The organism is Photobacterium indicum, assembly GCF_003026215.1.
GTDB lineage: Bacteria > Pseudomonadota > Gammaproteobacteria > Enterobacterales > Vibrionaceae > Photobacterium > Photobacterium indicum.
The window spans coordinates 341,295-359,765 of record NZ_PYOC01000004.1 but is presented as its reverse complement, the minus strand read 5'-3'; the positions used below and the strand labels follow the sequence as shown (position 1 = coordinate 359,765).

21 protein-coding genes are annotated in these 18,471 nt (G+C 41.6%); 8 read left to right on the top strand and 13 right to left on the bottom strand.

Annotation, left to right across the window (positions count from 1 at the left end):
- The first annotated feature begins 31 nt into the window (after positions 1 to 31).
- Entirely contained in the window at positions 32 to 610 is a 579-nt protein-coding gene (lpcA, locus tag C9J47_RS14525) for a D-sedoheptulose 7-phosphate isomerase (RefSeq protein ID WP_107254147.1), read from the top strand.
- Between the two features lie 61 nt (positions 611 to 671).
- Entirely contained in the window at positions 672 to 1,451 is a 780-nt protein-coding gene (locus C9J47_RS14520) for a class II glutamine amidotransferase (RefSeq protein ID WP_006232713.1), read from the top strand.
- Between the two features lie 62 nt (positions 1,452 to 1,513).
- Here the strand turns inward: C9J47_RS14520 and purN are convergent, their stop codons facing one another.
- Together purN and purM are read right to left on the bottom strand one after the other, a co-directional pair.
- Positions 1,514 to 2,158 (bottom strand): phosphoribosylglycinamide formyltransferase, encoded by a 645-nt coding sequence (purN, locus tag C9J47_RS14515; RefSeq protein WP_107254146.1) that lies wholly within the window; start codon positions 2,156 to 2,158, stop codon positions 1,514 to 1,516.
- 4 nt (positions 2,159 to 2,162) lie between these two features.
- Positions 2,163 to 3,203, bottom strand: coding sequence for a phosphoribosylformylglycinamidine cyclo-ligase (gene purM, locus C9J47_RS14510; RefSeq protein WP_006232715.1), 1,041 nt, complete (start codon positions 3,201 to 3,203; stop codon positions 2,163 to 2,165).
- 189 nt (positions 3,204 to 3,392) lie between these two features.
- On the opposite strand from purM, the gene upp reads away from it, so the two are divergent.
- A complete protein-coding gene (gene upp / locus C9J47_RS14505) occupies positions 3,393 to 4,019 on the top strand; it encodes a uracil phosphoribosyltransferase (protein WP_107254145.1) in 627 nt (208 codons plus the stop codon).
- 95 nt (positions 4,020 to 4,114) lie between these two features.
- On the opposite strand, the gene C9J47_RS14500 is transcribed toward upp, so the two are convergent.
- The gene (locus tag C9J47_RS14500; protein ID WP_107254144.1) at positions 4,115 to 5,368 is read right to left on the bottom strand and encodes a uracil-xanthine permease family protein; all 1,254 of its coding nucleotides are present in this window, start codon (positions 5,366 to 5,368) and stop codon (positions 4,115 to 4,117) included.
- A gap of 405 nt (positions 5,369 to 5,773) precedes the next feature.
- Between C9J47_RS14500 and C9J47_RS14495 the strand changes: the two genes are divergently transcribed.
- On the top strand, positions 5,774 to 7,003 hold the full coding sequence (locus C9J47_RS14495; RefSeq protein WP_107254143.1) for a DUF2066 domain-containing protein: 1,230 nt from the start codon (positions 5,774 to 5,776) through the stop codon (positions 7,001 to 7,003).
- A gap of 62 nt (positions 7,004 to 7,065) precedes the next feature.
- Here the strand turns inward: C9J47_RS14495 and C9J47_RS14490 are convergent, their stop codons facing one another.
- The 4 genes from C9J47_RS14490 to bepA all read right to left on the bottom strand — a co-directional run bounded on the left by C9J47_RS14490 (position 7,066) and on the right by bepA (position 10,088).
- Positions 7,066 to 7,500 carry a DUF2069 domain-containing protein gene (locus C9J47_RS14490; RefSeq protein ID WP_107254142.1) on the bottom strand — a complete coding sequence of 145 codons (435 nt, stop codon included), beginning with the start codon at positions 7,498 to 7,500 and terminating at the stop codon, positions 7,066 to 7,068.
- Between the two features lie 44 nt (positions 7,501 to 7,544).
- The gene (wrbA, locus tag C9J47_RS14485; protein WP_107254141.1) at positions 7,545 to 8,129 is read right to left on the bottom strand and encodes an NAD(P)H:quinone oxidoreductase; all 585 of its coding nucleotides are present in this window, start codon (positions 8,127 to 8,129) and stop codon (positions 7,545 to 7,547) included.
- Entirely contained in the window at positions 8,129 to 8,479 is a 351-nt protein-coding gene (arsC, locus tag C9J47_RS14480; RefSeq protein WP_107254140.1) for an arsenate reductase (glutaredoxin), read from the bottom strand. Before arsC ends, wrbA begins: the two co-directional genes overlap by 1 nt.
- 151 nt (positions 8,480 to 8,630) lie before the next feature.
- Positions 8,631 to 10,088, bottom strand: a complete 1,458-nt coding sequence (bepA, locus tag C9J47_RS14475; RefSeq protein ID WP_107254139.1) for a beta-barrel assembly-enhancing protease — start codon at positions 10,086 to 10,088, stop codon at positions 8,631 to 8,633.
- Between the two features lie 184 nt (positions 10,089 to 10,272).
- On the opposite strand from bepA, the gene C9J47_RS14470 reads away from it, so the two are divergent.
- Both C9J47_RS14470 and C9J47_RS14465 read left to right on the top strand, forming a co-directional pair.
- Complete coding sequence (locus C9J47_RS14470) at positions 10,273 to 10,500, top strand: sulfurtransferase TusA family protein (RefSeq protein ID WP_107254138.1); 228 nt, start codon at positions 10,273 to 10,275, stop codon at positions 10,498 to 10,500.
- Positions 10,501 to 10,509: 9 nt separating this feature from the next.
- Positions 10,510 to 11,580, top strand: coding sequence for an AI-2E family transporter (locus C9J47_RS14465; protein WP_107254137.1), 1,071 nt, complete (start codon positions 10,510 to 10,512; stop codon positions 11,578 to 11,580).
- Between the two features lie 75 nt (positions 11,581 to 11,655).
- Here the strand turns inward: C9J47_RS14465 and bcp are convergent, their stop codons facing one another.
- Together bcp and C9J47_RS14455 are read right to left on the bottom strand one after the other, a co-directional pair.
- Positions 11,656 to 12,138: a thioredoxin-dependent thiol peroxidase gene (bcp, locus tag C9J47_RS14460; RefSeq protein ID WP_107254136.1), complete on the bottom strand. Its 483-nt coding sequence runs from the start codon at positions 12,136 to 12,138 to the stop codon at positions 11,656 to 11,658.
- Positions 12,139 to 12,197: 59 nt separating this feature from the next.
- On the bottom strand, positions 12,198 to 12,737 hold the full coding sequence (locus tag C9J47_RS14455) for an ACT domain-containing protein (protein ID WP_107254135.1): 540 nt from the start codon (positions 12,735 to 12,737) through the stop codon (positions 12,198 to 12,200).
- Between the two features lie 262 nt (positions 12,738 to 12,999).
- Here C9J47_RS14455 and dapA point away from each other — a divergent pair, with 262 nt between their 5' ends.
- Both dapA and bamC read left to right on the top strand, forming a co-directional pair.
- The gene (gene dapA / locus C9J47_RS14450; RefSeq protein WP_107254134.1) at positions 13,000 to 13,881 is read left to right on the top strand and encodes a 4-hydroxy-tetrahydrodipicolinate synthase; all 882 of its coding nucleotides are present in this window, start codon (positions 13,000 to 13,002) and stop codon (positions 13,879 to 13,881) included.
- 31 nt (positions 13,882 to 13,912) lie between these two features.
- A complete protein-coding gene (gene bamC, locus C9J47_RS14445; protein ID WP_107254133.1) occupies positions 13,913 to 14,938 on the top strand; it encodes an outer membrane protein assembly factor BamC in 1,026 nt (341 codons plus the stop codon).
- 95 nt (positions 14,939 to 15,033) lie between these two features.
- Here the strand turns inward: bamC and lipA are convergent, their stop codons facing one another.
- The 4 genes from lipA to C9J47_RS14425 all read right to left on the bottom strand — a co-directional run bounded on the left by lipA (position 15,034) and on the right by C9J47_RS14425 (position 18,442).
- Complete coding sequence (lipA, locus tag C9J47_RS14440; protein ID WP_107254132.1) at positions 15,034 to 16,002, bottom strand: lipoyl synthase; 969 nt, start codon at positions 16,000 to 16,002, stop codon at positions 15,034 to 15,036.
- Between the two features lie 2 nt (positions 16,003 to 16,004).
- Positions 16,005 to 16,649, bottom strand: coding sequence for a lipoyl(octanoyl) transferase LipB (gene lipB / locus C9J47_RS14435; RefSeq protein ID WP_107254177.1), 645 nt, complete (start codon positions 16,647 to 16,649; stop codon positions 16,005 to 16,007).
- Between the two features lie 154 nt (positions 16,650 to 16,803).
- Entirely contained in the window at positions 16,804 to 17,079 is a 276-nt protein-coding gene (ybeD, locus tag C9J47_RS14430; RefSeq protein ID WP_107254131.1) for a DUF493 family protein YbeD, read from the bottom strand.
- A gap of 187 nt (positions 17,080 to 17,266) precedes the next feature.
- Positions 17,267 to 18,442: a serine hydrolase gene (locus C9J47_RS14425; RefSeq protein ID WP_107254130.1), complete on the bottom strand. Its 1,176-nt coding sequence runs from the start codon at positions 18,440 to 18,442 to the stop codon at positions 17,267 to 17,269.
- Between the last annotated feature and the right edge of the window lie 29 nt (positions 18,443 to 18,471).

The window sequence follows — 18,471 nt, the reverse complement described above, 5'->3', positions numbered from 1 at the left end:
GCTCCTATTAAACGAATAATAGAGATAGCTTATGTACCAGGATTTGATTCGCGCAGAACTTAATGAAGCGGCTGAAGTATTAACGTGCTTTTTAAGCGATGACAAAAATATGGCAGACATTGAAGCGGCGGCTAAATTACTGGCTGAATCTTTTAAACAAGGCGGTAAAGTATTGTCTTGTGGTAATGGTGGTTCACATTGTGATGCGATGCATTTTGCCGAAGAGCTAACGGGTCGTTATCGAGAAAATCGTCCGGGTTATCCTGGTATTGCGATTTCTGATCCAAGTCATTTATCGTGTGTTAGTAATGACTTTGGCTATGACCATGTGTTTTCTCGCTATCTTGAAGCTGTAGGTTCAACTGGCGACGTTTTGTTTGGTTTATCAACATCAGGTAATTCAGGCAATATCCTTAAAGCGATAGAAGCTGCACATGCTAAAGGCATGAAAGTGATCGCGTTAACGGGTAAAGATGGCGGTAAAATGGCTGGCCTAGCTGATGTGGAGATTCGAGTGCCACATTTTGGTTATGCTGATCGTATTCAAGAAATACATATTAAAATTATCCATATTTTGATTATGTTAGTTGAAAAAGAAATGGCTGAATAAACGCCATTTTTTAAGATATGATTACAATTCGATTAGAAATATTGATAAGGGCATAAGGAATATGTGTGAATTGCTTGGCATGAGCGCAAATGTGCCGACAGATATCTGTTTTAGTTTTACTGGTTTAATGCAACGAGGTGGTAATACTGGTCCCCATCGTGATGGTTGGGGAATCGTGTTTTATGAAGGGAAAGGGTATCGTACGTTTAAAGATCCGAACCCAAGTTGTCAGTCACGTATTGCAGAGCTTGTTCAAGAATACCCGATTAAAAGTAAAGCGGTAGTCAGCCATATAAGGCAAGCTAATCGAGGGGGAGTGAGCTTAGAAAACACTCACCCATTTACCCGTGAACTTTGGGGGCAGTATTGGACATTTGCGCATAATGGGCAGTTAACGGGATATGAAGCCCTTGAAACTGGCCGTTTTAAACCTGTGGGTGATACGGATAGTGAAATTGCATTTTGTTGGCTCCTTAGCCAATTAGATGCCAAGTTTTCAGAATTGCCTGAAGAATTAGCCCCCGTTTATGACTACATTGCACAATGTTGTGACCGATTACGTCAATTAGGCGTGTATAACATGCTCTTGAGTAACGGTAGTTGTGTGGTGACGTATTGCACCAATAACCTTCATTGGATAACACGTCGCGCACCGTTTGGACAAGCATCGTTGATTGATGAAGATGTCACGATTGATTTCCATAAGGAAACAACACCAAACGATGTAGTAACAGTTGTTGCTACTCAGCCTCTAACTAATGATGAGAGCTGGCATAAAATGCAAGAAGGGGAGTTCTGTGTATTCCACTACGGTGAGCTGATCCACAATAGAACCTTGTAATACTGTCTTGTAAGCATAAAAAACGCGACCAATTGGTCGCGTTTTTTTATTCGAAAGTCAGATTATTCATCTGCAGCATAACCATGAGAAGATAAAGTATGCCCATCTAAGACGGCTTTATCATTTTCCATGTTTAAGCGTTGTTGTAAGAACCAATTCGTTACTAATGGATAGATACGATGTTCTTGCAATTGAACGCGTGCTGTAATGTCTTCAATTGTATCTTCGGCAAAAATAGGTACTTTTGCTTGTAAGATAACCGGGCCACCATCGAGCTCTTCTGTTACAAAGTGCACGCTAGTACCGTGTTCTTTATCACCAGCGTCGAGTGCGCGCTGGTGGGTGTGAAGCCCTGGATACTTCGGCAGTAAAGACGGATGAATATTTAACAATTTGCCCTGAAAGTGGCGAACAAATTCACCACTTAGAATACGCATGTATCCTGCAAGGATAACCAAATCAGGTTTGAACAGATCAATCTGTTCTATCATTGCTTTATCGTAAGCATCGCGATTGTCGTAATCAGCAACGATAAGGTTTATAGCTTGAATACCAGCGTTTTTAGCTCGTTCAAGACCATAAGCATCCGCTTTGTTCGATAAGACCGCGACAACATTTGCGTTTTTGATAGTGCTGTCTTGGCAAGCGTCAATGATAGCTTGTAAGTTTGAACCACTACCTGAAATCAGGACAACAATGTTTTTCATCGACTTACTTTATCTCCACTTGCTCTTCGCCCGCTTCTGCATTGGCGATTGAACCTAATAACCAAGCGTTTTCACCTTCAGCTTTTAGGATCTCAATGGCTTGCTCTGCTTGTGCTTGTGGCAGTGCGATAACCAGACCAACGCCACAGTTGAACGTACGATACATTTCGTAAGTTTCAACATTACCTGCCGTTTGTAGCCAGTTAAAGATTGCTGGCCATTGCCAACTATTACCATCGACAACAGCTTTAGCGCCTTCAGGTAGCACGCGTGGAATATTTTCCCAGAAACCACCGCCAGTAATATGAGAGATTGCGTGAACGTCGCACGATTCCATCATTTTAAGCGTTGATTTAACATATATTTTTGTTGGTGTTAGTAGGTGGTCAGCCAGTGACTTACCTTCTAATTCTTCATTAAGATCTGCGTTTGATACTTCAATGATTTTACGTACTAACGAGTAACCGTTTGAGTGTGGACCACTCGAGCCTACAGCGATTAATGCATCGCCAGCTTGTACTTTAGAACCATCAATAATGTCAGCTTTTTCTACTACGCCAACACAGAACCCTGCAACATCGTAATCTTCGCCGTGGTACATACCTGGCATTTCAGCTGTTTCACCGCCGATCAAAGCACATCCAGCTTGAATACAACCTTCACCGATACCAGCAACAACACTTGCTGCCGTATCTACTTCTAGTTTGCCTGTCGCATAATAATCAAGGAAGAATAGAGGTTCTCCACCTTGAACAATGAGGTCATTTACACACATTGCCACTAAATCGATACCGATAGTGTCATGCTTGTTTAAGTCCATCGCTAAACGAAGTTTAGTGCCCACGCCGTCGGTGCCAGATACCAATACCGGCTCTTTATACTTGGTTGGTAACGAGCAAAGCGCTCCGAAACCACCAATGCCGCCCATTACTTCTGGACGGTGGGTGCGTTTTACCACCCCTTTAATACGATCAACTAATGCATTACCTGCATCGATATCTACACCAGCATCTTTGTAACTAAGAGAAGAGTTATTGCCGCTCACAGGAGTTCCCTCAACGTATTAAAGTAAAAAAGCATGGGTATGATAACAGCAGTCAGGGCGGAAAGGGAAACGTTTGCGTCAATAAATATTACAGTGTAATTCCTAAGCAAATAGAATCCATTCGCTACCTACTCTTAATGGTCTAGTGTATAATAGTGCGATTTTTTTAATTTTGTGTAGGAGTCTGAAATGAAGGTCGTTGAGGTTAAACACCCATTAGTAAAACATAAGATCGGCTTGATGCGTGAAGGCGATATCAGCACTAAGCGTTTCCGTGAACTAGCGACGGAAGTAGGCAGCTTGCTAACTTATGAAGCAACGGCAGACTTTGAGACTGAAAAAGTGACAATTGAAGGCTGGGACGGCCCAGTTGAAATTGATCAAATCAAAGGTAAAAAAGTAACGGTTGTGCCAATCCTACGTGCAGGTTTAGGTATGATGGATGGCGTTCTTGAGCATGTACCAAGTGCACGTATCAGTGTTGTTGGTGTTTACCGTGATGAAGAGACGTTAGAGCCTGTACCGTACTTTAATAAACTAGCATCAAATATTGATGAGCGTATTGCATTGGTTGTAGATCCAATGCTTGCGACTGGCGGTTCTATGATCGCAACGCTAGATTTATTAAAAGAAAATGGTTGTACGCAATTTAAAGTATTAGTACTTGTTGCCGCGCCTGAAGGTATCGCAGCATTAGAAAAAGCACACCCAGATGTAGAACTATACACTGCGGCTATCGATGAAAAGCTAAATGATAAAGGCTACATCGTACCGGGTCTTGGTGATGCAGGCGATAAGATCTTCGGTACTAAATAATAGTTAATTATTACATCTTGTTGATGTAAAAAGTTGATGTAAAAAAGCCGAACTTACGTTCGGCTTTTTATTATCTGTATATCGGCTATTGTCGTTTATTTATTCTGCGTTTCTTCCATTTGCGCATTATCTACAACGTGTGATTCACCTAAATCATCCGGTAAGATGAGATTAAGTACAATTGCTACGATACCGCACAGGCTGATGCCTTGAAGGCTGAATTCGCCAATACCAAATGCCATTCCACCAATACCAAAAACCAGTGTAACTGCAACAATCACTAAGTTACGGGCTTTGTGTAAATCAACTTGGTTTTTAATTAGGGTATTAAGACCAACGGTTGCGATTGAACCGAATAACAAAATCATGATCCCACCCATTACAGGCACAGGGATTGTTTGCAGTACAGCACCGAGCTTACCGACAAAAGCTAACACAAGTGCTGTTACAGCTGCCCATGTCATGATAATAGGATTAAATGCTTTTGTGAGCATTACAGCGCCAGTCACTTCAGAGTAAGTGGTATTCGGTGGTGCGCCAAACATTGATGCCGCAATAGTTGCAATACCATCACCAGCAATCGTACGGTGAAGCCCTGGTTTTTTCAGGTAATCTTTTCCTGTTACGTTTGATATTGCTAGCATATCACCGACATGTTCGACCGCTGGTGCAATAGCAACAGGGATCATGAACAAAATCGCGTTGATATTGAATTCGGGGTAAGTAAAGTTAGGCATTGCTAACCAGCTAGCTTGAATAACTGGTGTGAAATCAACCACTCCAAATCCAAGACTTACGCAGTACCCTGCGACAACGCCTGCCATAATCGGCATCAGCTTGAAAAAGCCTTTTGCAAAGACACTAAAAGCAATCGTTGTTATTAATGAAGCGGCGGAAATCCATATTGCAGCATCACCATTGACTAGCTGTATGCCGCCATCGCCACTTTTACCGACTGCCATATTAACGGCAGCTGGCGCCAAGCCAAGACCGATAACCATAATCACAGGACCGACAACAACGGGGGGCAATATTTTATGGATAAATCCGACGCCACGAACTTTAATCAAAACACCCATTAATACGTAAACCACACCAGCTGTCATAAGACCGCCCATGGTGCTAGCGATGCCCCATGTTTGCACTCCGTACATAATAGGGGCGATAAACGCGAAAGAAGACGCTAGAAAAATAGGAACAGAACGTTTGGTTACAACTTGAAAAAGGAGTGTTCCTATACCCGCACCAAAGAGGGCAACATTAGGATCTAAGCCTGTTAGTAATGGAACCAGAACTAACGCACCAAATGCGACAAAAAGCATTTGGGCACCTTGCAGTACCTGCATCATTATTGTTTATCACCCTATCTGAAAATAAAATCGCGCAATCCTAACATGTAAGTAATCGATTACCTATATCCATTGGTGGCAATAAGTTGCTTATAATCAATAAATCTGTTGATTATTTGTATGATTGTATGAGGTTGTTTATCTTTTAATATTGTCACAGTAAGAATGATAAGTTTTAGGCAATAAATGAAAAGAAGCTTTAGGGAGCTGAATCCCCTAAGTCATCGGTATGATGTTTTTTGAGTGATTATCAAGATTGGGTTAGAATTTTCATTCATTCAGGTAAAATTTAGGTAGTCTGATATAGTAGATACGTATCGCACTTTATTATGGCAACAAACGTTGCTGCATCTTAATCTGAGTAGTGAATGCTCAGAGACTAACTAAGCTATGAAAGAGTTTTTTATGCTGCGTTTTGCTTTTTTATTTTTGGCTTTATTAGCCTTACCGGTGAAAGCCGCGACTGTTACCAATTTATATCAAGCTCAGGTTGTATTACCTGACACCGATAAACAATCAGAGAAACAAGCACAAGCCCAAGGTTTAGAGCAGGTATTGATTAAGGTATCTGGTCAGAGTGAAATTGCTAATAACGAAGTAATTCGTAAGGCGATGGCTAATAGCCGACCATACATCAGTCAATTTGGCTACGGTAACCTTAATGGTGAACGCACATTAGAGCTGACGTTTAATGGTGGTCAAATCCGAGATCTATTAACCAAAGCTAACGCAACACTTTGGAATGAGCAGCGGCCAACTATATTGGTGTGGCTGGTTGAAGAGTCAAACCGTGAACGTGCAATTTTGTGGGATCAATCGGGTAACTCTTTGCAACCACAGATGAACCTTGCTGCAGATAAACGTGGTTTGCCAATTATTATGCCTATCGGTGATTTTGATGATGTGACCGCATTAAATATTCCTGATTTATGGGGGGGCTTCGTTCAGCCAATTGCCGAGGCGAGTCAACGTTATAATCCTGATGCGGTGCTGGTTGTGCGAGCACGTAAACAAGCGGATGATAATGTTAATTTATCTTGGCAACTATTCCCTCAAAAGCCTAATCAAATGGTGAATTCTCAAAAAGCACCCACAGAAGGAAAAGTATCAGGTACGGCTGCAACAGCAACAACCGATATGATGAATAAGGTTGCCGACAAACTTGCGGCGAAATATGCGGTTCAACTCGGCGGTGCAAGTGATGGTGCGTTTGCCATTCAAGTCGCTAATGTAAAAACAACTGAAGACTTTTTTACGTTGGAAAGAATGCTCACAAATTTAACGTCTGTAGCATCAGTTAATGCGAATCAGTTAAAAGGCGATTCAGTTCAATTTGATGTGAAGCTATTGAGTAGTGAAGAGGCATTTCGTCGAGAGTTAGGTCAAGATTCACGTATCAGTCAAAAAACGATTGATGTACAGGATATGACTGAGTTAGCAGATAATACTGCAACAGATGTTATTGATCCTGTTGCTGCTGATATCGCTAAAAATAACATGTTAATAAAGCCTGTTGATCCACAAGCACCTAGTGATCAACCAGCTCAGTTACCCGTAGATCCTAATGTTATAGACGTGAGTGCAACAATGCAGCCTGAACAGGCTCAAGCTGAAGTGTATTACTGGAAATCTTAAGCGGCTAATAGCCCATATGCTTTGAGTCAAAATGAAGAAAGGCGCCATAACTGGCGCCTTTTTTATTTTGGTTCTTTGGTGTCGTGAGCTTCTCTTTCTTCTCTTTCGACTTGAGATAAACGCTTTAACTTAATACCAAGTTCTTTTGCTCTAACACGGGCAAATAAAATATTGGCAACAAAAGCACTAAAGGTAATAACGAGCTCGACCAATGCTAACCAACGCTCACCATCATCAACCCACAAAATCGTTAATGCATGCAGAAAGTAGAACATTAAAATAAAGTTCGCCCATGCATGCGTATACGGTTTACCTTCTAAAATACCTTTTAAAGGCAATAGCATTGGTATTATCCACATCACTGCAATAACGTAATTATTCAGGTGGGGATGGGGAGAAATCGTACTTTGCCATAGCCCAACCCATAAGATCAGGGAAAGGTTCGCAATGAGTGCGAAATAGCGTAAGTTTTTTGTGTTTGAGCTCATAGGCGTCATGGTGTTATCCCTTACAGAGGCTCAAGCGAGCACTATGAAAATAGTTATCCGTTCAGTTTTAATGCAATAGTTGAGAGCCGTTTCCCCAGCGCTTGCGCTAGAGTGGCTTCATTTGAATGAATGGTTTTATTGTTCTCATTATTTAAATGGGAAGCCCCATAGGGCGTACCGCCATGCTGTGTGGTATGCAGCAATGGCTCTGAATATGGGACCCCAACCACAAGCATTCCGTGATGCAGCAGAGGCAGCATCATAGATTGCAACGTTGTTTCCTGACCACCGTGCATCGAAGATGATGAGGTAAACACACTTGCAGGCTTGCCAATTAATGTTCCTGATAACCATTCTGTGCTGGTGCTATCAATGAAGTGCTTAAGTGGCGCGGCCATATTGCCGAAGCGAACAGGGCTACCAAGCGCAACGCCAGCGCATTGTTTTAAATCTTCTAGTGTTACAATGGGATCGCCCGTGAGCGGTAACTCGTCAGTTTGACCTTGTGCGTTAATCTCGGCGACAGTGCGCAATTTAGCTTCACAGCCATCAACTTGCTCAATACCACGAGCAATGTGCCGCGCAAGCTGACGGGTATTACCATGACGGCTGTAATACAGCACAAGCACCGTTAGCATTATAAAATATCCAAAACTGACTCTGGTGGGCGACCCATGGCAGCCTTTTCGCCATTCACAACAATAGGGCGCTCAATAAGTTTTGGGTTCTGGCTCATCGCCGTAAATAGTTGTTCGTCTGTTACTGTGTTTTCGCCTAAAGCCAGTGTTTTGTATACATCTTCTTTTGTGCGCATCATATCGCGTACAGATGCGTAACCCAGCTTGGCGAATAGGCCTTTTAATTCATTTTCACTTGGTGTTTCATCAAGGTATTTAACAATAGTCGGTGCAATACCTTTTTCTTCGATAAGTGCGAGTGTTTGACGGCTCTTAGAGCAACGAGGATTGTGGTAAATAGTGATTGACATGAAAGGCTTCTCCTAAAATAAGGTAGTGTTAAATTAATTTATTATTTTTAATGATGAGCTATTTGTGATGATAAATTGTTAATTATGTTGCAGTTCCATTGTAGAGGAACTGCAACATATAAAAAACGAAGACTGTTGAATAATTTAGTGGTTATTGCAGATTTGCAAAGCGTTCGCGGGATAGTCGTAGTTGATCGATACGGGCGTCATAGCGCGCTTGGTCTAGTGAATTAATATCAGCGATTTGGCTCGCCTGAATATAATTCTTAATCGCTTTGTCCCATTGCCCCCGTAGTGCCATTAGCTCTGCGCGAGAGGCTAATTCTCCATCTCGTCTACCTGTGGCAGCGTAAGCTTGAGCGAGTAAACTCCAACCGTTGCTATCATTAGGGTTGTCATAGGTGTAGCGGGTAAGTATCGAAATGCTACTCGCATTTAAACCTGATTCTTGCAAAGCATGGGCTAAGTTCAAGCGTAACACGCTGTTGTTTGGGTTTTGTCGAAGTGCTTTTTCCAAGCGATTGACCGCAGACTCATAGCGTTTTTGGAATAAATCGAGATCGGTCGCCGAATCGATGTAAAAGCGATTATTGGGTTCAGCCGCAATAAGAGGGTCCAATAACGCATGGGCTTGTTGGTATTTGCCTGAATCCATGTATACCAGCGCTTTACCATAATTAAGCGCTTGTTTCATTTGGGGAGACGCTTTTTTCATTTTACGGTTAAACCAATCAAGTGCCGCTTCGCTCTCAATACCAGCATAACGTGCCACAATGCGTGCTCGAGTAAGCTGGTAAGGTTCAGATAGTGGTAGCCTTACATTGGGGTATTGATTCGCACGATTACGTGTATCAGAAACACGAGCCTCTGGTAATGGGTGAGTCAATAACATCGCTGGTGGTTTACTGGCATAACGGTATTGATCGGCTAAGCGTCCGAAGAAGCGAGGCATGGCCTTTACTTCAAAGCCCGCTTTGGCTAACGTCGCAATACCGATACGGTCAGCTTCTTTTTCATTACTACGAGTATAGTTAATTTGCCCTTGCATCGATGCTGCCGTAGTAGCATGAATAGCGGCGATTCCGGCTTCAGGCGCCGCAATAGCAAGCATTAAAGACCCCACGAGTGCTGCCATTGTCATGGGTGATTTTTTAGCTTGATCTTCCATGCTTCTGGCTAGGTGACGTTGAGTAACGTGTGCTATTTCGTGGGCAACAACCGAAGCCAATTCGCTTTCTGATTGAGCGTATAAAAACAACCCACTATGAATAGCTACGTAGCCGCCAAAAAACGCGAATGCATTAATTTCACGATTCTGGATCATGAAGAAATTAAATGGCGTGCGTACACTGTCTGCATTAGCAACAAGACGAAGACCTAAATCTTGTACATATTCTGATAATAAAGGGTCACTGATAACAGGTTGGCTAGCACGTAACATACGCATGTATGCATCACCGTACTCTTGCCCTTTTTCTATTGTTAATGTCGCAGCAGCTGTTGTCCCAATTTCTGGTAGACTATTGCTGTTGTTAGCACTCACAGTGAAACTAGAGCTTAATAAAGCACTGATTAATAGATAGGTTGGCACTTTAGCAAAACGAAACATGTTTATAATACTGCCGCCTTTGTGGAAGTTATCGACGTTAATTGGTGATATGCAATCATTGACTATATAACCAATTATTAGAGATTTATGCTAATAAGACAACGAAACTTATGACGGGTTTCTTTTTTGTCGAACCGATGTCCTTTACAATACCCTGATGGATAATAATTGTCAGCATACCTGAATGGATATTCAAACGCTTAATTTAGCTTCAGAACGTTGTCCTTTGGCGCTTTTATTAGCAAAAAGAGCAAGTAAAAGTCTTCGTTCAAATCAGAGTATCGAAATTATTATCTCTGATGCTGGTGCGAGACAAGATATTTCCCGTTACCTTCTTAATAATGGGTTTAATGTAAAGGTACAAGCCGACTCTCCACAAGAGCTTGTCATTATTGCAACTAAAAGGCAGTGAAAAATATTTATGCTGGATATGCTCAATCGTTGGTACACGCGAAGATTCTCAGATCCTCATGCGGTGAGTTTGATCGCTATTTTGCTAGGTGGTTTTTTAACGATCTACTTTTTCGGTAACCTTATCGCACCACTATTAGTCGCTATTGTACTGGCGTATTTATTGGAATGGCCGGTTATGCGCTTAGAGCGTTTAGGTTTGCCACGGACTGTTGCCGTCTTAGTGGTATTGCTTATTTTTGCTGGTTTAATGGTTATGGCCTTTTTTGGGTTAGTACCTACTATCTGGCATCAAGTGGGTAATTTTGCTGCAGATGTACCAACAATGTTTAATGATTTACAGCATTACGTTTCTAGCTTACCTGAACGTTACCCTGACTTTGTTCAACCTCATCAAGCGATTACGTTTATGACAACGTTTCGTGAGAAAGTGATGGGATTAGGGGAAAGTGTTGTAAAAGGGTCGCTGGCATCTTTAGTGAGTTTAGCAACGATAGCGGTCTATTTGATCTTAGTGCCACTATTAGTCTTTTTCTTATTAAAAGATAAAGATGAAATGCTTGCGACAATGAGCGGTATTTTGCCAAAGAACCGCCGTTTAACAAGTAAAGTCGGCGCAGAGATGAATGAACAAATTTCGAATTATATTCGAGGTAAAGTCACTGAAATCTTTATCATTGGTATTGCGAGTTATATTACTTTTGCTGTCATGGACTTGCGTTACGCTGTTCTATTGAGTGTGCTTGTTGGGCTTTCTGTTCTTATTCCATACATTGGTGCGGCAGCGGTTACTGTACCTGTCGCGATGGTAGGTCTGTTTCAGTGGGGATTGACGCCTGACTTTTGGTGGTTGCTTGCAGCTTATGGTGTTATTCAAGCGCTTGATGGCAATGTGTTAGTGCCGGTCTTATTTTCTGAAGCGGTTAACTTACACCCCGTTGCTATTATTGTAGCAGTCTTGGTGTTTGGAGGGTTATGGGGCTTCTGGGGAGTCTTTTTTGCAATACCGTTGGCCACATTAGTGAAAGCGGTATGGGGAGCCTTACCTTCCTCTGAACCAAGCGATACGGTTAGTGAGTAATAGCATTAGCATGTAATTAAGCGTGTTAAATTTTACGCTGAAAAAAGGTCGCATCTGCGACCTTTTTTAGTTTCATTAATCTAACGACGACTCAGCACTGTTGAAATAATCTAATACCACTTCATGGTGAGTTTTCGTTTTAAATTTATTAAAAACATGTTCAATGGTGCCATTCTCATCGATTAAAAAACTGATGCGATGAAGGCCATCATATATTTTACCCATGAACTTTTTCTCACCCCAGACACCAAACTGCTCAGCTACCGCATGATCTTCATCTGAAAGTAATGTGAAATTGAGGTTGTCACGTTCAATGAATCTAGGCAGGCGTTTAACAGCATCGATGCTAATGCCCAGTACAACTACATTTAATGCATCTAATTCAGTTTTACTGTCACGTAAACCGCAGGCTTGTACCGTGCACCCAGGCGTCATTGCTTTAGGGTAGAAGTATGCCAATACTTTTTTACCTTTAAAATCAGCAAGGTTTGTGAATTCATTATCTTGGTTAAGCAAAGAGAAGGCTGGTGCTGGTGTGCCAGCAGTCAAAGTCTTCATAGTTTATTTCCTTCTGAGCGTAGTGACTTTTTACTAAATAAATCGTTTTTATAATAGGGCTAGGTATTGTGACCGATAAAATTAACGGTACCTTTTACCTGAAGGTTAAGGCAAAGCGCTTCATATTCTTCTTGTAGCGTCATTAAGTTGCAGTCTTCAGGCAAGTTTGTACTGATCTGCAGAATAAAGTGATTGGTTGAATCATCACTTTCAGCTTCTACGGTGTGCGCACTGAGTGATGAGATATCAACTTTTCGAGTGGCAAAAAAGAGCGTGAATTGTTCTATCAGGCCTGGCGTATCATCGGCTTCGATATGAAAATCAGCGGTATATGGAAAAAAACGTTCTTGGTGTTTAGTCGTTCTTTTCATTACGGTTATTAATTCTTGTTCTTGTGCTTTTAAGGGTAATGTTGATTCGACTCGAGTAATGGCATTAGCATTACCAGATAGCAACATAATGATGGTAAATTCAGTACCAAATAAAGCAAGTCTGCTATCCACGATATTGCAGCCACACTGTGTTACAAGATGGCTGATCTCATTTGAAATTCCAGGGCGATCCGTTCCAACGGCAGTAATAACTAGGTAATGTTCCATATTTATACACATCGTGTTGTTATCATCATTTTTATGGTATCACAGGAACGAAGGTGGGATTAATCGTAATTCACAGAACCATTAAATGAGTGATATTGCGGCGAGGTTCGTGTACTACTTAATTAAAGGTCTTCTTATCTAAGGGAGAATACGCCTTATTTCATAAGACAGTGTCATTGTTCACTATTTTACCCACTATCGTGCTTGAGTTTATAGTCACTCAAAAGTACCATGAAGTCTTAACAAAAAAGGGGAGATGGACATGTTTTCAGGAAGCATGGTAGCGCTAATAACACCATTAGGTGAGGCTGGAGAAGTAGATTACGCAAGTCTCGCTAACTTGGTTGAATATCATATTGCAGCAGGGACTGATGCAATTGTTGCTGTAGGCACTTCTGGCGAGTCAGCTACTCTGACCGTTGATGAGCATGTGAAGGTTGTTTTAAAGACGTTAGAGTATGCTAAAGGCCGTGTTCAAGTACTTGCGGGTACAGGAGCGAATGCAACGCATGAAGCCATCATTTTTAGTAAACTATTTTCCGGTACTGGTGTTGCGGGTTGTTTAACCGTCACACCGTATTACAATAAACCGACGCAAGAAGGTTTATATCAGCATTATAAAGCCATCGCCGAAGCCACTGATTTACCGCAAATTCTCTATAATGTACCTGGTCGTACAGCGGTGGACCTATTACCTGAAACGGTTGCTCGTCTTGCTAAATTCGAGAATATTGTTGGTATTAAAGATGCGACAGGTGATTTATCCCGAGTTAAAAAAACAAGGGAACTTTGTGGTGAAGACTTCATCCAACTAAGCGGTGATGATGCAACAGGTCTCGATTTTGTTGCTCAGGGTGGCCATGGTGTTATTTCTGTAACTGCTAATATTGCAGCAGCTGATATGGCAACAATGTTTAAATTGGCATTAAGTGGTCAATTTGAAGCAGCGCAAAAGATCAATGCGCGCTTAATGCCGTTGCACAAAGACCTTTTTGTTGAATCTAATCCAATTCCGGTTAAATGGGCTGCTCATCAATTAGGGTTGATTAAGCATGGCTATTTGCGTTTACCGTTAACTGAGTTAAGTGAATCAGCACATCCAGTTGTTCTTCAGGCTTTGAAAGATGCCAATGTATTACTGTGATTTGCAAAAAGCGTAGGAGCTTAAAAGCTAGATGAATTGTAATTACAGGCTTGTATTAACGACTATTATGGTTGCCAGTTTGGCTGCTTGTTCGGGGGGAGCTGATCGCCGTCGTCAAGCGAATCAAGATTTTACTTATCTTGAGACTAAGCCATTAGAAAGCTGGACGTTACCTGCAGGAGCCGAACCTTTTAGCACCGATGATTACGCGATCCAAAATAAAGCGTACCAGGGTGAGATTGGTTCAGGGGTTGATATTCGTCCTCCTCAGCAGGTATTAGAGTTAATTCCTGGTGCACGTTCAGTGAAAGATGCAGACGGTGTGACCTTGTTGCTCCCGAGAGCAGAAGAACTGCCTAAAGTTTGGTTACTTATGCAAGGCATTATTGCAGAGCAAAATGTGGGAATTCGTAATCAAGCTGCAAACTCAATTGAAACTGATTGGGTAACGTGGACTCATGAAGATGAAGAAACTGAAATTGGTAACCGTTATTTGATCGAGAAATCATCTGAGTCTAACCGTTATAGCTTTAAAGTCTCTTTGATTGATTGGCGCGAAGATGGTATTGAAAAACCAGTCTCTGACGTTAATAAAGAGCGTTATAGTATTGCGATGTTGAATTTAGTGACTGCAAAGTACGATCAACAAGTACGTGACGAAGCACGTTTACGAGCACAAGAGTTGGTTAAACAAATTCCAATCTCAATGGGTAAAGACCGTAGTGGATTACCTGTAATTATTGCGCGTGCAGCTTATGATGTATTCTGGGAGCGCCTGCCATCGTTGGTGGAAGATCTTGGGTTTACTGTTGAAGGTCGTAATCGCTCTCAAGGTGTGGTTGAAGTGAAATTCCGCTCGCCTGATGATGCATTCTGGACAGAGCTTGGTACTAAACCCATTATGTTGGATGATAGTACTTATAAATTGCAGCTTGGTGATTTAGGTAACCGTACGTCAATTAATGTGACGGATTCAAATGGTAAGCCAATTACAGAAGAAGCATTAAATACGATTGCTCCAGTATTTGCTTTAGCTATTGAGCGTGCAAATAACTAGTAGAGTAAACGTAGTGAGATATAAAAAAACCGCTTTAGCATGTGCTTAAGCGGTTTTTTTTTAGGCGCTAGACGTAATGTCGTTCTTGAAGTGTATTACTTAATTTCAAGACCCTGAGCCTGAAGATCAGCATGATAAGATGAGCGCACAAAAGGACCACATGCAGCATGTGTGAAACCTAATTCAAGTGCAATCTCTTTTAGTTCATCAAATTCAGCTGGTGGTACATAACGTTCAACAGGTAAATGGTGACGACTAGGTGCTAAGTACTGACCAAGTGTTAGCATTGTTACGCCATGGGCACGAAGATCTTTCAATACTTGAATGATTTCTTCTTTTGTTTCACCAAGCCCCATCATAACGCCAGATTTAGTTGGCACTTCAGGGTGGATCTCTTTGAATTTCTTCAGTAGATCAAGTGACCACTGATAGTTCGCACCAGGGCGAGCTTTACGGTACAAACGAGGTGCCGTTTCAAGGTTGTGATTGAACACATTAGGTGGTGTACCTTGAAGAATATCTAGCGCACGATCCATACGCCCACGGAAATCGGGTACTAATGTTTCGATATGGATTTCAGGGCTTTTCTCGCGAATTTCACGGATACAATCAACAAAGTGCTGTGCGCCACCATCGCGTAGATCATCACGGTCCACCGAGGTGATAACGACGTATTTCAACTTCATGTCTGCGATTGTTTGAGCTAAATGGCTTGGCTCTTCTGCACTTGGTGGTAGGGGGCGACCATGAGCAACATCACAGAATGGGCAGCGGCGAGTACAAATCGCACCCAAAATCATAAAGGTAGCAGTACCGTGGTTAAAGCACTCTGCAAGGTTAGGGCAAGAGGCTTCTTCACAAACAGAGTGAAGTTTATTTTTACGCATTGCAGATTTGATTTCTTGAATACGTTTGCTGTCTGATGGAAGTTTAATCTTCATCCAAGCTGGCTTTCGTAAGACTTCTTTAGGTGCTTCTTCTGCAACATTGCGTACAGGAATTAGCGCCATTTTGTCGGCATCACGGTATTTGATACCTTGTTCGATCTTAATTGGTTTGCTCATTATTAATTGCTTTCCGTTATCCACTCAATGCTCTGGTAAGCGAGCAGCTTTGTTAACTCTTCCACAAGTACAGGCTGAACTTTATCTAGTTCTGATGGACCACTCAATAAGGCTAGTTGAGTCATTTCCATTCCAGCATAACCGCATGGATTAATGCGTAAAAATGGTGTTAGGTCCATATTTATATTGAGTGCCAAACCGTGAAAAGAGCAACCACGCCTAATACGTAATCCTAGTGAACATATCTTTTTATTATCGACATAGACACCAGGTGCATCTGGGCGGGCATTGGACTCAACCCCAAACTGGGACAGAGTATTAATAACTGTATTCTCGATATGCGTAACCAAATCACGCACACCTAATTTATTGCGTCTTAGATCAATCAGTACATAAGCAACAAGCTGACCCGGACCGTGAAACGTCACTTGTCCACCACGGTCGCTTTGAATAACGGGAATATCACCGGTATTTAATAAATGCTCTGTTTTACCTGCTTGTCCCTGCGTAAAGACTGGGTTGTGTTCAACCAGCCACACTTCATCCGTTGTTTCTGGTGTACGTTGATCTGTAAATTCATGCATGGCTTGCAAGGTTGGTTCATAATCTCGGCGGCCAAGGTTGCGAATAATGAGACTATTTTGCAATTTATCACCCTTATGATAGCCAGGCAAAGCCTGATGAATTCAGCATAACACACCATGTTTGATGCGCTTTGAGCATATTATAAAGCTTGGCAGCTGAATTATCAGCCACCAATTTGTAGGGGTATTCGGTTAATCGTTCATACATCGTGACGATTTATAGAACGAGACGAACAATCTCAATGTCACCTAGCTCTTTATAAAGTGTTTCTACCTGCTCGATAGAAGTGGCTTTGATCGTAACTGATACCGCACTATAGGTGCCTTTACCACTTGGTTTAACGGTTGGTGTGTAATCACCTGGTGCGTGACGTTGAATGACTTCTACAACCAGATCTGGCAGCTCAGGTTTATTGTAACCCATTACCTTGTATGCAAAGGTACAAGGGAACTCTAACAGATCTTTCAATTTAGGTTGTTCTTGTTGCGACATGCTTGAACTCCAGCGTTCTTGTTAACTGTAATACCCATATTAGTCAGCATGATCTAATTGGTATAAGGCTGCATATTAATGTGTCAGTAGCTGGAAAACAAGCGTATTGAAAAGGTGTGATTAGGTTAGCGGTAAAGAAAAAGGCGACCGTAGTGGTCGCCTTTGTTGATATCTATCAGTTTTATAATTAGTTTAGCCAGCTTTGGACCAACATCATGATGTAATCAATTAGGCGGCTAAACATTCCGCCTTTATTAACATCATTCAGTGCTACAAGTGGATATTCAGCGATATCTTGATCGCCGACACGGTAAAATAGCTTACCGACAACATCACCTTTAGCGATAGGTGCTTTTAGTTCTTTTTCTAGAACAAAGCTCGCTTTTAAATCTTTTGTTTGACCACGCGGTAGCGTAACAAAAGTATCTTCAGTAACACCAAGATTCACTTGATCGATGTCACCCATCCATACTTTCTCTGTAACAAATGTTTCATTCGCTTTATGTGGAGTGACTGTTTCAAAGAAGCGGAAGCCATAGTTAAGTAATTTCTTACTTTCAGCTTTACGTGCATTCGCACTCTTTGTGCCCATCACAACACTAATTAGGCGCATTTTTCCTTCATAGGCTGATGCGACTAAGCTATATCCAGCTTGATCTGTGTGGCCTGTTTTCATGCCATCGACATTAAGGCTTTTATCCCACAACAGACCATTACGGTTATATTGAGTGATGCCGTTATACGTAAATGATTTTTCTTTATAAATAGCATATTCGTCAGGTACGTCACGAATAACAGCTTGTGCAAGTGTTGCCATATCATGTGCAGTAGAGAAATGGTCGTCATTATCTAAACCGTGCACATTAACAAAGTGACTGCTTTCCATACCGATACGTTTTGCCCAAGCATTCATTAGCTCAACAAAAGAATCGGTTGAACCCGCAATATGTTCAGCCATCGCGGTACAAGCATCATTACCAGATTGGATGATAATGCCTTTGTTAAGTTCTTGAACAGTAACTAACTTACCAGGTTCTAAAAACATTTTAGATGAGCCAGGAAAATTCTTAGCCCAAGCATTGTTGCTAACTGATACTTTGTCATCAAGTGATATATTGCCACTCTTGATTTCTTGACCAATAACATAGCTGGTCAGCATTTTAGTTAAACTAGCAGGGTGTAATTTTTCATCTGAATTACTTTCAGCAATGATTTTGCCAGAATTATAATCCATTAAAATATAGGCTTTAGCTGCAATTTGAGGTGCCTCAGGGACAACTGTAGGTATAGCAGCGGCAGAAGCGGAAGCTAATATCAGCGCTGAAGCGATGATAGTTTGAAAAGTTGCAGCAGATTTCTTCATGATTATTGTAACTTTATATGACAGTGCTA